This is a genomic window from Enterococcus sp. AMC1157, assembly GCF_058216555.1.
Genome location: NZ_CM177099.1, coordinates 1,580,333 through 1,594,172, shown reverse-complemented (window position 1 = coordinate 1,594,172; position 13,840 = coordinate 1,580,333). Strand labels below are relative to the sequence as shown.

Sequence of the window (13,840 nt, the reverse complement as noted above, 5' to 3'; positions counted from 1 at the left end):
TGTTGAAACTAGCGTATTCAAAAGACGAAAAAATATTTAATGTTTTTAATGTGATCTTTCACTAGTGTTGCATTAAATTTATAACCTATTCCATGAAACAAAAAAATCCTTTATACTAGCACTTGGATGACTTATCCAAGACCAATAAAAAGGACTACAACATGGATAAGTATAAAACAAATTCTGCATTTAATAAATGGTTTTCTGCCATAAATTAAAAAAATCTTTCTGTTTATTCCAAACAGTTCGTTGCCAGTTACGATTCCTATCGGAAAAAACTCTCTTTTGAAGCAGTATTGAAGCTTTTTCTCTGCGCGATTAACGAAGAAAAAGAAAGTTTGCGTGACTTGAGTACGTCTCTCATCAACGAATCACTTCAACTAGAAACCGATGTGGCAACGATTAGTCATAGCCAATTATCTCGGGCATTTAATGTCCTTGAACCTAAAGTATTAGAGGAAATCTTCCAACGGCTTTTAGAAAAAGTCCAACATCAGACAAAACCGACCAAGCGAAATCATCTGTATTTGATTGATTCCAGTACCTTTTCGCTCAGCTTGAACCGTCATAAGTGGGCGACTTTCCGTCAAACAAAATCAGGTGTCAAGTTACACTTAAACTATTTTTATATGGACGATACTACGATGTATCTAGCTGACTTTACCTTAGCAAATGCCCATGAACATGATCTCAATCAACTGCCAGTATTGGTGAATCAACCAGAGGCAACTTACGTGTTTGATCGTGGGTATTTGGACTTTGAAAAGATGGATCAGATGCATTGGGATGGCTATTTCTTCGTCACTCGGATTAAAAAAAACACCAAAGTTCACGTGATAGATACTCTGGAAACATCGCCAGAAACAGAAATTCTACGAGACGAGCTGGTTCGTTTAGGATCTAAAACCTGTCTGACCGCCAATTTCCGACTAGTCACTGTTCAAGATAAGAACGGACGTGTGTTTCAATTTATCACCAATCGAATGGACGTCTCTTCAAAAGAAATCTCTGATATGTATCACGCGCGTTGGCAAATCGAATTGTTTTTCAAACACATCAAACAACACATGACCAGTAAAACCTTCTTTTCTCAAAGCGAAAAAGGCGTGCAGAATCAATTGATTTTAACGATGATTTCCGCTCTCCTCACGTTTCTCATCAAATTGGAGACGAAGACGGAAAAATCGGTGTTCCAAATCAAACGATTCTTTCGTTATTTACTGTTTCAGCCCTTTGAATGTTGGCTAGAACAGTTGATTCCCACATGAGAAAAAAGAAAAATGGCCCGTTACTTTTGGTTTTCAGTTGAATAACAGGTAAAAATTTTTCTGGAAAAAGTCATCCTCTGCGTCAGCACAGTTTCTTTTGACCTATTTCCAGAGAAAATAGTTTTCAGAATATTCTAAAATACTTTTGTGCAACACTAGTGTTTATTTTTATAGTAAATTTAAAAAAAATCAATTGTGTTTATTTTAGGAAAACTTAAACTTTAGGTAACGTTCAGGACAAGATATTCCACGTTCAGGGTATTTTTGTAATCATTATTTTTTTTATGGTACGGTTTTTAAAGAAACAAGGAGGGAAATAAATGAAAAAAAATAAGAAATGTTGGCCGTTTTTTGTAGGATTATTACTAGTCACTTTTTGGAGTACTACGATTCATGCTTCAGAAAATAGTTTTAATATTAATAATGAAAATGAATTATTAATTGAAGAAGCTGTTGAAAGAGAACCCGGTAATAGAGATTATATCGATGGGGTTATTGAAATGTATTTGACAGTACCAGGAGAAAATGACTCAGAAGAAGATTTTAATGAGTTCTTGAAGGATTCTTTAACAGAACTTAAACGTTATGATGCAGAACAAGATATTTTATTAGAAGAAAAAACAAGGCAAGCCCAAGATAATTTAGAAGTGCTTACCCCTTTTTCTACTCCAATTATGCCACATGCGGACATAAAACCACCTGCTAACCCTGCATATGCAGCGGCAAGATCTGCGTATGAAGCTGGAATTTTATTAGTCAATATGGCCGGACATTGGCAAACTGCAAATTATATGAAACACGCTATTGTATCATTGAGTGATTATACATTCAATCCAAGTTGGACTCCTTCAACCTATGTTAACAAAAATGACGAATGGGCACGTACTGTAGATAGTACAGAGCTGATACATCATTATTACTCAAGAATGAAAAGTGAAGTTTTTAGTGGTGAAAGAGAGTCTGGTTCATGGTCAAGCAGTTACACATTTACTTCAGGACATCTTTTAACAGCATTAAGAGGAGTAAATTACACAATCACCTACAAACGTCAAGCAAATCGTAATTATTGGACACAGATAAAAATCACAGATATATTTGACTTTGAATGGGAAAAAAATGGATATGATCAAAGTATTGCAGTAGGCTTCGGAAATAATTACGCTTATGCTATGCAAGAGCTAGGTGTTATCAAGCCTTTCAAGATAGAAATTATAAGAGAAATTGCACGTCTATAATTTCTATCTTTACGTTAAATTGCTCTTTTAATTATGTGAGAGGTGGATAATATTGAGAACTAGAACAATGATAATTTTGAGTTTTATTAGTGGATTCGTAGGTTTTCTTCTCATTGTAAATTGGATACCTGTTAATCCGAAAGGATTGACAATCGAACAGAAAAAAGAACTACTTGAAATAGGATCAATTAACCGTCCTTTAGGTTTATTTTTAATTTATGGGTCAATTGCTCTTTTCGTAGTAGCTATTGTTAGGTATATCTATCTTAAACTAAAAACAATAAACAAATCCTAGTTTTTAGATAAAAAATGAAGTAAATTCCGATAAAGTCCTCCTGGGTATGTTTTTGTCGTTAAAAACATTGTACCGTAAAAGGACTGTTATATGGCCTTTTTACTTTTACACAATTATAAGGACTTTATCCTACTTATTTTCACAGTTTTTTATTTTGTGTTGTTTTCCTATTTACCTGTAGTGGTGTATCTTTTAGGAATGAGTGTCCCCATTTATTTTTACGTAAAGACTGTGAAACGCAGTCTTGTAAAGATGAATTTAATTGAGGAGAGCTAACAAGTATGGACTTGTTAGCTCTTTTTTTCTGAAAATTTCTTGAATGAAAAAATATTGGGGTGTATAGTAGAACATGGACAGGTAGGGGATAATATGAACTCTGAAAATGAGATTACAAAACTTGATGGAACAAAAACGAGATTTATCGTTAAAGGAATTATTGTGGGTGCTGTTGTTGGAATAGTGATTAGTCTATTTCGAGTACTAGTCGAAGAAGTCTTTCAGTGGGTGATTCGAGGATATGTCTTGATGCAAGAGCAACCCTTGTGGTTGATTCCTTGGACAGTTGTTTCTCTTTTAGTTGCTTTGTTTGTTGGGAAATTAATCGCCAGCGAACCAAATATTAAGGGAAGTGGTATTCCGCAAGTAGAAGGTCAGTTGCATGGTCAATTAGAGATGAATTGGTTTTCTGTTCTTTGGAAAAAATTTGTTGGTGGTGTATTGTCGATTGGATCGGGACTATTTCTTGGTAGAGAGGGTCCTTCGATTCAATTAGGAGCAGTAGTCGCGCAAGGTTTGAGTAAAAAACTTGGACAGACAAAATCAGAAGAAAAAATTCTCATTTCAAGTGGTGCAAGCGCTGGGTTAGCAGCAGCTTTTAATGCTCCAATTGCTGGATTATTATTTGTACTGGAAGAAATTCATCATTCTTTTTCCCCATTGATTTGGTTGACTTCTTTTTCGGCAGCTATTACTGCTAACTTTGTTTCTTTGCATTTTTTTGGTTTGACGCCGGTTCTTTTTTTAGGAGAAATTGAGAAACTTCCACTAGGATACTACTGGATGTTACCAGTGTTAGGAGGATTTTTAGGAGTTGCAGGCTGGGTGTACCAAAAAGTTTTATTGAGCCTGCCAAAAATTTATGGCAAACTTCCGAAGCTGTCGCCTAATTATTATGGCATGATTCCTTTCTTATTAATTATTCCAATTGGTTTGATTGCTCCACAGTTTTTAGGTGGAGGAAGTCAGATTGTTTTTTACTTAGCGGAAGCTTCGCCAGGAATCTTATTTTTACTAGGAATTTTTGCTTTACGTTTTGTTTTTTCAATGATTTCTTACGGCTCCAATCTTCCTGGGGGGATTTTTCTGCCAATTCTTTCATTAGGAGCAATTTTAGGAGCTATTTATGGAATGGTTTTGCATTATACACTGGGGATTGAAATCCTTTTTGTTAAAAACTTCATTATTTTTTCGATGGCTGGTTATTTTGCGGCTATAGGGAAAGCACCGCTAACTGCTATGGTTTTGGTGACTGAAATGGTCGGGAATTTAACCCATCTGATGTCTATTGGAGTGGTTGTGTTATTTAGTTATATCGTAGTAGACTACTTAGGTGGAAAACCGATATATGAAACATTGCTTGAAAGAATTGTTCGACCTGATTTTGGTGATATTTCTGGGAGAAAAACACTTGTTGAATATCCAGTGGATGCTACAGGTGGATTTGATGAGCGTATGGTTCGAGATATTGACTGGCCAGAGGATATGTTACTAACTTCTATTAGACGAGGAGAAAAAGAGCTTCTGACTCATGGAGACACCCTTATCTTAGGTGGAGATACCTTGATTATTTTAACTGATTCGGGTATTTCTCAAAAAATCAAAGTAGAATTACAAGCAAAAGAACAACTGACTTATTATTAATTAACAAAATAGAAGGCTTGCTATGGTGGCAAGTCTTTTTTTATTCATAAAGAGAGAATACAGGTGCTTTCTATTAAAAATGCTGTTTCTTACGTTAACTATAAATAGAAAGGAACTTACGCTAGAGGCTTTTAGACAATAACTTGTTAAAGCGCTTTGTTTCTTCTATACTAAGAAAAAAATGTAAGTTGGGGAGTTTTTTTAGATGTATGTAGGGATTGATGTAGGTGGAACAACCATTAAATACGGTTTTGTAAATGAAAAAGGTGAGGTTTCTAGTGTCCAATCGGTACCGACACCTCAAGATAAGAAGAATTTTTAAGAACGATGGCAGAGCTAGTGAATGGGCTTAAAGAGGAACAAACAATTCAAGGTGTAGGAATTAGTGCACCAGGAATTACTCAAAAAGATGGTATGATGACGACGGCAGGAGCGATTTATTCTTTGTATGGAACCAATTTAAAAGAAGAAATGGAAGCGCGTTGTCAGGTGCCAGTCATTATTGAAAGCGATGCGAATGCTGTGGCTATAGCGGAACGTTGGTTAGAAAATGCCACCAGCTTTGATCATTATATTTGTTTGGTTTTAGGAACTGGAGTCGGTGGCGGGATAGTGATTAATGGTCAAGTTTATCGAGGAGCACGAGGCATTGCAGGGGAATTTGGGTTAGCCGTCGTAGCTAATATTCCTGATTCAGGAGTAGAAGATGCCTCTTTAAACAAACGAGCAGCAGTGGTCGGAGGTCTATGTCGTTTGTACAATGAAGCCTTAGTAGCTAACCGTTCGGAATTGAACAAACGATGGATGCTCGTGTTATTTTTGAGCGAGAGACAGTGGACCCAATTGCCAAAGAAATCATTGCTCAATTTTATCAAGATTTGGCTGTGGGATTACTAAATTTAGCAGCAAATTTTGATCCAGAGGCGATTTTAATTGGTGGTGGAATTAGCAATAGCGACGCATTCATTAAACGATTAAAACAAGAAGCAACAACTCTAGAAGAAAAACATGATTCTATTCGTGGAATAAAAAAATATGGATGGGCACCAATTTTGCCAGCAAAATTGACAAACAATGCTGGAATTGTTGGGGCAGTGTATCCCTTCGTACAAAAGTAACGCAACAACAAGTATCAATAACAATCGTTTTGATTAAGGATTCTTTTCTTGATTAGTAAGAAATGTAGTTGCGTGAATGTTTTTTTATAGTACAATTACTTTAGAAGAAACAAGGGGGAGAAAGGAAAATGACTGGTTTTAATTTAGGTAAAGTTGCTGAATTATCCACTGTAGCTATTCGGGTAAAAGACAGAGACAAGATGATTGATTTTTATCGTGATTTAATTGGCTTTGTTTTAAAAGGTGAAGAAAATGCTTTAGCAATTATGGGTACTGTCGAAGATAATAGCGAAAAAATTTGGTTAGAAGAAAGTCCGCGTGCGGATGATTATTTTGGTGAGACAAAAAAGCTACAATCTTTTTCGGTATACATTCCGACGATTACTGAAATAGCAGCTATCTATGCTCGCTTAAAAAAAGCAGAATACTCAGTTAAAAAAATTAGTATTGATGAAAAAAGTGTAGTTATTTTATTAGTTGATCCAGAAGAAAATCAATTAGAAATTTATACAGAAGAACCAAATAGTCTCGTAGATGAAAAAGCCTTACTTGATCAAGATTCAGCTGAATTTCCTAGTCTGTCTAAAAATGTTCATATCAAAAAAATTCAATTAAATGTAGATGATGTCGAAGCGCAAGCTGCATTTTTGAATGATATCTTAGGTTTAGAAGATAATCAGGGACAATTCGAGATTGGTGAGCAAACCTTAAAAGTAAATTTAACTCCATCCAATAGTTCGGTGGTACAAGTGGATAGTGACAAAATTTTAGGACTAGAAATTTTGAAATTTTTGATAAGTGAAGAGACAATTCTTGCCCTAGAGAGTCATTTACAAAATTTAAAACAAGATTTTTTCATCGATAAAAAGAAATCAATCTTAACGATTTATGATGCGGTAGGCGTTGAGTGGTGGTTTGTGAGAAAGTAAAATTAAATATCCGAGCTATATCTGGTGCGAGTCATTCATTGAAGCCTACAAAAAAGTAGGATTCTCCCCAATAGTTCGGATATTTTATTGTACAATAGCGTGAATACTATAAAGGATTGTGGTGATTAGCATGTATCCTAAAACCAAAAAACTGATTTTACAAAAACAACAAGCGGGGATTTTTTCAGGTGCTGTTTTTTGTTTTATTCAGAATGATGTGATGGATACCGAAGTTATAGGGAAAGCAGCTATTTTGCCAAAAGAAGAAGCAATGACGATAGAGCACCTTTTTGATGTGGCTTCTTTGACCAAAGTAATTTGTACGACTAGTGTCATTTTACGTTTGTGGGAGCGACAAGAAATCAACTTGGATCAACCATTAAATAGTTATTTACCAGCATTTATAAATAAAAAATTGACGATTCGTCATTTACTGACGCATACATCAGATATTCAAACTTGGATTAACAATCGTGACCAGTTAAACGCTGATGAGTTACGAAAAGCCTATTTAACTTTACAACCAGGTAAAGATTTAGGTAAGGTGGTAAAGTACACGGATGCTGGGACGATTTTATTAGGATTCATGTTGGAAGAATGGTATCAAGACGATTTGACGACGATTTTTCAACGAGAGGTATTAGACCCTTTAGAAATGAAAAATAGTTATTTTCCGCCAATTATTGATCTAAATAAAGTCGTACCTACACAGCAGTTAACGAATGGGACGGTTTTACGAGGAGTGACCCACGATCCGAAAGCACGTGTTTTAGGAAAACATGCAGGCAATGCAGGTTTATTTACCAACTTATCTGATATGACGAAATTTGCCACCGCCTATTTCGGTAATGAGTTCTTAAAGGCGAGTACAATTACAGAATTGATGACAGATCAGACCCCTAATCGTAAAGGAAATCGTTCCCTTGGTTGGGATTTGAAATCAGGTTGGCTTTTTCACACGGGTTATACAGGAACTTTTATCCTGATCCATCCTGAAAGACGAGAAAGTTTTATTTTCTTATCAAATCGTGTCCATCCCAATGATTATCGTGAAACCTATATTCAACATCGCGATGAAATTATACAAGAATTTTTAAATGAAACTATCTGAATAGAGGAGGAATAACAACATGCAACCATTATTTATGGAACCAGTATTTCAAGAAAAAATTTGGGGAGGCAACCGTCTAAAAACTGTTTTCGGTTTTGATATCCCTAGCGATAAAATTGGGGAAGATTGGGCGATTAGCGCCCATCCTCATGGTGTTAGTGTAGTAAAAAATGGTGATTTTAAAGGAAAAACATTGGATCAATTATGGCAAGAGCACAAAGAATTATTTGGCCAGCCTATAGAAGACGTTTTTCCGTTATTGATAAAAATTTTAGATGCGGAAGATGACTTGTCGGTTCAAGTCCATCCAGATGATGCTTATGGACTGAAACACGAAGGAGAACTTGGTAAAACGGAATGCTGGTATGTAATCGATGCTGCACCGGGAGCTGAAATTATTTATGGTCATACGGCTAAGACCAAAGAAGAATTATCTGAAATGATTGAAGATGAACGCTGGGCTGATTTATTTGTTCATGTCCCTGTGAAAAAAGGTGATTTCTTCTTTGTTCCAAGTGGAACGATTCATGCGATTGGTAAAGGAATTTTGATTTTAGAAACGCAACAAAGCTCAGATACGACTTATCGTGTCTATGATTATGATCGCAAAGACGATCAAGGGAATACGCGAGAATTACACGTCCAACAATCGGTGGATGTAACAACGGTTCCTGCTTTGAAACCAGAAAATAGTATTTCTGAAGTGAGAAAGGGTCAATCTTCAGTTATTACTTACGTTGAAACTGAATTCTTTACTGTCTATGAGTGGCAAGTGAAAGGGCATCTGTCATTTAGTAAAAAAGCACCTTACACCTTGGTAACTGTAATTGAAGGTTACGGAAGTTTGTTAGTGGATGGTGTAGCTTACGAGCTTGAACTAGGAACAAGTTTTATCTTACCTGACCAAATTCAGTCTTGGGAAATCGAAGGGGATTTACGCTTAATCGCTTCTGAACCAGGGAGGGAATAATCAAAAACACAGGGACTGTAACATAAGTCCCATACTTAATGCCTGTTTTTTCTGCTCAAAGAACTCATTCAGCCAAATATTCAAGAAGCACCATCCAGAAAACAGAAGAATGGGTGCTATCTTAGTATTTGAGTTAAAGAAGGAGAGACCATGAAATCGTATTTTAAAGTCCACAAATGGCAGTTGCTTGTTTATATTGTTGTTTCAATTATTTATGCATTAATTTTTGCCGGAACAGGGTTTGTTTATAGTATGCTGACGAATGCAGCATTATAGTCGTGAAAACGTAGTGTAGAAAATAGAAGAAACGCTTCATAGAGGTATAGTGCGAGTAGAGATGAGAAATCAAAAGCACACTCGTGGGGAGCATAGTTGTAGCGGGTAAATGAAGCGGAAATGAAAGCAAAAAAAGACTGATTTACCGAAGCGCCGTATACGGAACGGTACTGTGAGAGGTCTGTGAGGGGATTAATTCCTCACCTCCTACTTGACTTTACCCAACATGGGCAAACAAAATAGCTGTTCTAGCAAAAATATTACCAGAATAGCTATTCGTAGCTGTTAACCACCATGATAACCAATGAATGCTTAGAACGTTTTGGTTTACTTTTTTTTAGTAAAACAATACCAAAAAGTATACGCAGTGTTAAAAAAGTTGATTAGATTGAATTCATAGAAAAATGAATTCAATCTAATCAATGCTATTTCTAGATATTATTCAATTATTAATGGCGTATCATAACTGCCACCTTGACTTTGTAATAACTTTAAAGCTTTCTTCAACAAATTAGCACCTTCAATTTTTTCTCTAATTGCTGGATTCACATATAAATTATAGTTTCCTGCAATCATTTCTTCCCGAAAAGCGGCAATTGTTGAAAATTCCCGACTAAAATCATTATAAACCGAACCAAATTGAAGATATTGATGGGTATCACTTCCTGCTAGGACGGGTTTTTGATATTTCTGAGCAATCTGCAAAATTTTATGATAATTTTCTTCTCCCATCAGACCGGTATCTTTACCGTTCATATCAAAAAAATCATAAAAAGCTATTAGTTCATCAGGTAAATCTAGATTATGCATGCCTTTACGATAAACATGTGCCGCACCAAAGATTACATCGTACTGCTTGATTAATGGAAACAATTTAGCCGCTGGTAAGAATTGATCACTGGGACTCAACGCAAGAATTTCTTTTCGCAATGAACGAATGGTTTCATAATTTCCGATTACTAAATTATGCCCACCTTCTTGAATATCCACTTCTAGACCGGGGAAAACCCGGACACCTTCTACAAAAAAACTATCACCATCTTGTTCATAGTTATCATGGATAAAGTCGTAAATTTTATCAAATTCTTGCGTATTAAAATGCTCAGTTAAACAAAGAGCATCTAGACCTCTTTTCTTTGCTTCTTGGTAAATATTTCTCGTATAAGATTCTGAAAAGGGCAAATATTTTGCTAGTTTTCCGTGAGTATGTGTGTCGATTAACAATAAAAGGACTCCTTTACATAATTGAATTTGATATCAGCAGAACTAAAATAAAATAACTGCCTGATAGAAACAAGAATAGACCGTCTCTACTTTGAAAAGATAAATTTTGAAGCTTCATTTTGCGAACTTTTTTATTTTCTAGAGATTCATGAAAGCCTTTAATTTCCAAAACTTCCACTGTGGTTCGACTCCGTTTGGCCATATTTAACATTAATGGATAAAAAGCTTTCATCATAATTTTTACCTGATAGACTAAATTATGTCCTTTTCCTTTTATTCCCTTTGAACTAGGGCGAATACCACGAATCTTGTAGGACATCAGAATCGATTGATATTCCTCGATTAAAATAGGTAGAATTCGGTAAGAAAAAGAAATACTAAAGGCAAATTTTTCGGGCAAACCAATTGCCATCAAGCCATTCGCTAGTTTATCGGGATCCATCCCTGCAAAAGCACAAATGGCTGCTAAAGACACTACCGCTATTTTTAATGTCAACTTAAGTAGTGGGAGCAAGCTGGCGAAATCTCCACTAAAAAAGACAGCAAAGAGAAATAAAAAACCTGTTTGAGAAAAAATCCCTAAGCAAAAGACAACCAAAATTAAAGGAACGGTATTTGCTAGTTTAGTTACCCCTGCGACAAATAAGAAGAGTGCCCCTAAGACAAACACATTCGAGATAAACCAAGGAACCACACCAAAGGCAATATACCAAATAAACATCGTCCGTGGATCAAGTCGGGCAATCAAAGTATTATTGTTTCCATAAGCATTTTTTAATACTTGACCTTTAATAGTTTCCACATTTATTTTGTCTAGAAATTTGCTACTTCCCAACAGCAATCGCCTCCTTTTTTAAATGGGCTATGAATTCTGGAATACTATAACCTAGATGACGATCTAGTTCTTGGCCTAGTTGAATCATTTCAGGAACTTTCACACCTGCTCGTTGCAACAAGTTGGCATCATGGAAGATGGTTTCTTTTGTTCCATCTCCAATCACTTTCCCGTGACTCATCACAACGACTCTAGTCGCCCATTCAGCCACTAATTGAATATCGTGCGTGGCAATCACAACTGTTTCAATTGAACTGGATAACTCTTGTAAGGTCAAAGTAATTCTTTTCCGAGTGGCCATGTCCAAACTTGCCGTTGGTTCGTCTAAAAGTAAACATTTTGGTGAACAAGCAATACCGACTGCTAATGAAGCACGACGCATTTGTCCCCCGCTTAATAGGCGACCATCTCGATTTCGAATAGCCACTAAATCAAATTGTTCTAATAGATGATTGGTTCTTTCTTGATAATCAGCTAAACCACGGGCTTTCAAAGAAAATGCAATGTCTTTTTCAATAGAATCTTCAATAAACATATTCTCAGCATTTTGATAGACATAACCAATAATATCTGAAATTTCTTCTGGATTCATCTTCATTGCATCTTGCCGATCAATAGAAATTTGACCGCTAATTGGCTTAGTTAAACCGACAATTACTTTCATCAAGCTAGACTTTCCAGCACCATTATTGCCAATAATTGCCACTTTCTCACCCTGATTAATCGTTAAATTCAACTGATCTAAGACTACTTTAGGGTCTTCGTTGATTCGAGGGTATTTAACTAGTAAGTCTTTTAGTTCTATCAAGGGTTCTTTTGCTATTTCTTTTTTCTCGGTAGAAACCGGCTTTAATTCGGACTTTATTTGTCTTTGTTGCATATATTCCACAGCTTCAGACATATTAATCGGTAATAACGTTTTTGGGCTGTACCCTTGTTTTATCATCTCATGGGCTAATAACGTTACTTGTGGCGGAAACACCCCACCGGAAATCAATTCATCCACCTTTTGCAAGGCTTCTTTGACCGGTAAGAACCAATGAATCTTTCCTTGTTTCAAGAACAGCACATAATTACAATACTTCCCAATATATTCTGAGTGATGCTCTATCACAATGATTGTTTTACCTAATTCTTGATTTAAATATGCCAATGTATCATAAATTTTCTTGGCATGAAGAGGATCTAATTGGGCAATTGGTTCATCAAGAACTATCGTATTCGGTGACATCACAATCACTCCTGCTAGCGCAAGTAAATGCTTTTGTCCTCCTGATAACTGCCAAATAAAATCATCCGATAGATGGGCTAAATCCAAGTTTTCTAACACGGCCAATGTTTCTTCTAGATAATTTTCATTGCCTTCATTTAATAAACCATAAGAAGCGTCATCCAACACTTTTGGACGAAGAAGCTGATTTTCAAAATCTTGATAGACATATCCTACTTGATGAGCTAATTTAGCCGGTGTTTGGTTATGAATGGCTTGTTCATCGATAAAAATTTCTCCTGAAATCTCGCCATCGATAAAATGAGGAATAATACCATTTAGCATCTTACAAAAAGTTGATTTTCCCGCCCCATTATCTCCTACCACGGCTACAAAAGCACCCGTAGGAATGGTAACACAAAGATCGTCGAGAATGGTTTTATCTGTATCTGAGTATGAGAAGCTGACATTTTTTAATTCAATCATAATTAATGTACTTCCTCTTCAATAGTTACCTTATTCTTACCTTTCATCCAATTTAGTACAAGGAGTAAGACAATTATTCCAACAATAATTGCTACTGCAAAAGCCATCGGTGATTCTGCCCAAGAAGCTTCAAATTCTATTCCATTAAATCCTCTCGTGCTGAGTAGTTCTGCCGTAGAGGCCAAAACAAGTAACGCAAAACCAATCAAAAGAAACTTTCCATTAAAAGTGTCACTGATTAAAGGACGTAATGCTGGGGTTCTTTTTTTCATTCCTAACAAAGGTTCGATTTTTCCATACAAACGTGGCACCAAGTATATTGTTGGCAACATACAAAATAAAATCCCTGAGAATAAAATATCATTCACTGCCGAGAATCCTTCTGTCAGAAAAATTGATTCGGGCAAACCTGGAACAACTTCAAATTCTTCGACTGCTAAGACAACTTTTAAAATATCAACAATAGCGCCCAGAACTTGATGAATAGCAACACCACTAATAGCCGCGATCCCAACTTGTTTTTTATTCAAAGGATCCTTAACCATCATACCTGCAATATAAATTCCCAATGAGAATAAAATAAACTTCTCAATTTCGCCAAAGCCACCAAACTGACCTAACATAATTTCGCTAAAAATCACTTCTCCAGTTGCAGCGCCTAGAGCGGCCGATAAAGGATCAAATAGAATCGCTAAGGTCAAAGGAATAAAAGCGAGATACTCGACTGAAAACTCAATAATACCTAAATTGATTGATGGTATTAACTCAGTAAATAGTGTTGCAATCCCAAAAAGCGACATTGATAACACAAATACCATCATTTTTTTTGATTGACTTAAGCGATAAATTTCTTTGTTTTTAGACATTAAATAACCTCCTTTAATTATGTAACCATTATATAAGATGAATATTAATTCCATCTCGCGCTTTCTGTAAAAATAATGTAAAAATTTTATTCATTTT

10 protein-coding genes and 2 pseudogenes are annotated in these 13,840 nt (G+C 35.8%); 8 read left to right on the top strand and 4 right to left on the bottom strand.

Annotated features, from left to right (window positions below; translation table 11 throughout):
• Positions 1-161 precede the first annotated feature (161 nt).
• The 8 genes and pseudogenes from AC4BBX_RS07680 to AC4BBX_RS07645 all read left to right on the top strand — a co-directional run bounded on the left by AC4BBX_RS07680 (position 162) and on the right by AC4BBX_RS07645 (position 9,122).
• Positions 162-1,268: pseudogene (locus tag AC4BBX_RS07680) on the top strand (IS4 family transposase).
• A gap of 320 nt (positions 1,269-1,588) precedes the next feature.
• On the top strand, positions 1,589-2,503 hold the full coding sequence (locus AC4BBX_RS07675) for a hypothetical protein (RefSeq protein WP_490453302.1): 915 nt from the start codon (positions 1,589-1,591) through the stop codon (positions 2,501-2,503).
• Positions 2,504-3,167: 664 nt separating this feature from the next.
• On the top strand, positions 3,168-4,718 hold the full coding sequence (locus tag AC4BBX_RS07670; RefSeq protein ID WP_490453301.1) for a ClC family H(+)/Cl(-) exchange transporter: 1,551 nt from the start codon (positions 3,168-3,170) through the stop codon (positions 4,716-4,718).
• Between the two features lie 205 nt (positions 4,719-4,923).
• Positions 4,924-5,836 (top strand): annotated as a pseudogene (locus AC4BBX_RS07665) (ROK family protein).
• A 128-nt stretch (positions 5,837-5,964) separates the two neighbouring features.
• A complete protein-coding gene (locus AC4BBX_RS07660) occupies positions 5,965-6,765 on the top strand; it encodes a VOC family protein (RefSeq protein ID WP_490453300.1) in 801 nt (266 codons plus the stop codon).
• 130 nt (positions 6,766-6,895) lie between these two features.
• Positions 6,896-7,876, top strand: coding sequence for a serine hydrolase domain-containing protein (locus AC4BBX_RS07655; protein WP_490453299.1), 981 nt, complete (start codon positions 6,896-6,898; stop codon positions 7,874-7,876).
• A gap of 19 nt (positions 7,877-7,895) precedes the next feature.
• On the top strand, positions 7,896-8,846 hold the full coding sequence (manA, locus tag AC4BBX_RS07650; RefSeq protein ID WP_490453298.1) for a mannose-6-phosphate isomerase, class I: 951 nt from the start codon (positions 7,896-7,898) through the stop codon (positions 8,844-8,846).
• Positions 8,847-8,996: 150 nt separating this feature from the next.
• Positions 8,997-9,122, top strand: a complete 126-nt coding sequence (locus AC4BBX_RS07645) for a hypothetical protein (RefSeq protein ID WP_490453297.1) — start codon at positions 8,997-8,999, stop codon at positions 9,120-9,122.
• Positions 9,123-9,560: 438 nt separating this feature from the next.
• Here AC4BBX_RS07645 and AC4BBX_RS07640 read toward each other — a convergent pair whose 3' ends face one another.
• From AC4BBX_RS07640 to AC4BBX_RS07625, 4 genes are read right to left on the bottom strand one after another with little or no spacing between them, the layout of a single operon-like run.
• Positions 9,561-10,346 (bottom strand): PHP domain-containing protein, encoded by a 786-nt coding sequence (locus AC4BBX_RS07640; RefSeq protein WP_490453296.1) that lies wholly within the window; start codon positions 10,344-10,346, stop codon positions 9,561-9,563.
• Between the two features lie 13 nt (positions 10,347-10,359).
• A complete protein-coding gene (locus AC4BBX_RS07635; RefSeq protein WP_490453295.1) occupies positions 10,360-11,181 on the bottom strand; it encodes an energy-coupling factor transporter transmembrane component T family protein in 822 nt (273 codons plus the stop codon).
• Positions 11,171-12,877 (bottom strand): ABC transporter ATP-binding protein, encoded by a 1,707-nt coding sequence (locus AC4BBX_RS07630; protein WP_490453294.1) that lies wholly within the window; start codon positions 12,875-12,877, stop codon positions 11,171-11,173. The genes AC4BBX_RS07635 and AC4BBX_RS07630 overlap by 11 nt, the downstream gene beginning before the upstream one ends.
• Before the next feature lie 2 nt (positions 12,878-12,879).
• Positions 12,880-13,743 carry a DUF8171 family membrane protein gene (locus tag AC4BBX_RS07625; RefSeq protein ID WP_490453293.1) on the bottom strand — a complete coding sequence of 288 codons (864 nt, stop codon included), beginning with the start codon at positions 13,741-13,743 and terminating at the stop codon, positions 12,880-12,882.
• Positions 13,744-13,840 lie beyond the last annotated feature (97 nt).

Bases quoted from the DNA above. Each gene is read 5' to 3' on its own strand.
- AC4BBX_RS07645 (WP_490453297.1), top strand. From the start codon at position 8,997: ATGAAATCGTATTTTAAAGTCCACAAATGGCAGTTGCTTGTTTATATT.
- AC4BBX_RS07675 (WP_490453302.1), top strand. From the start codon at position 1,589: ATGAAAAAAAATAAGAAATGTTGGCCGTTTTTTGTAGGATTATTACTA.
- manA (WP_490453298.1), top strand. From the start codon at position 7,896: ATGCAACCATTATTTATGGAACCAGTATTTCAAGAAAAAATTTGGGGA.
- AC4BBX_RS07655 (WP_490453299.1), top strand. From the start codon at position 6,896: ATGTATCCTAAAACCAAAAAACTGATTTTACAAAAACAACAAGCGGGG.
- AC4BBX_RS07630 (WP_490453294.1), bottom strand. From the start codon at position 12,877: ATGATTGAATTAAAAAATGTCAGCTTCTCATACTCAGATACAGATAAA.
- AC4BBX_RS07660 (WP_490453300.1), top strand. From the start codon at position 5,965: ATGACTGGTTTTAATTTAGGTAAAGTTGCTGAATTATCCACTGTAGCT.
- AC4BBX_RS07625 (WP_490453293.1), bottom strand. From the start codon at position 13,743: ATGTCTAAAAACAAAGAAATTTATCGCTTAAGTCAATCAAAAAAAATG.
- AC4BBX_RS07670 (WP_490453301.1), top strand. From the start codon at position 3,168: ATGAACTCTGAAAATGAGATTACAAAACTTGATGGAACAAAAACGAGA.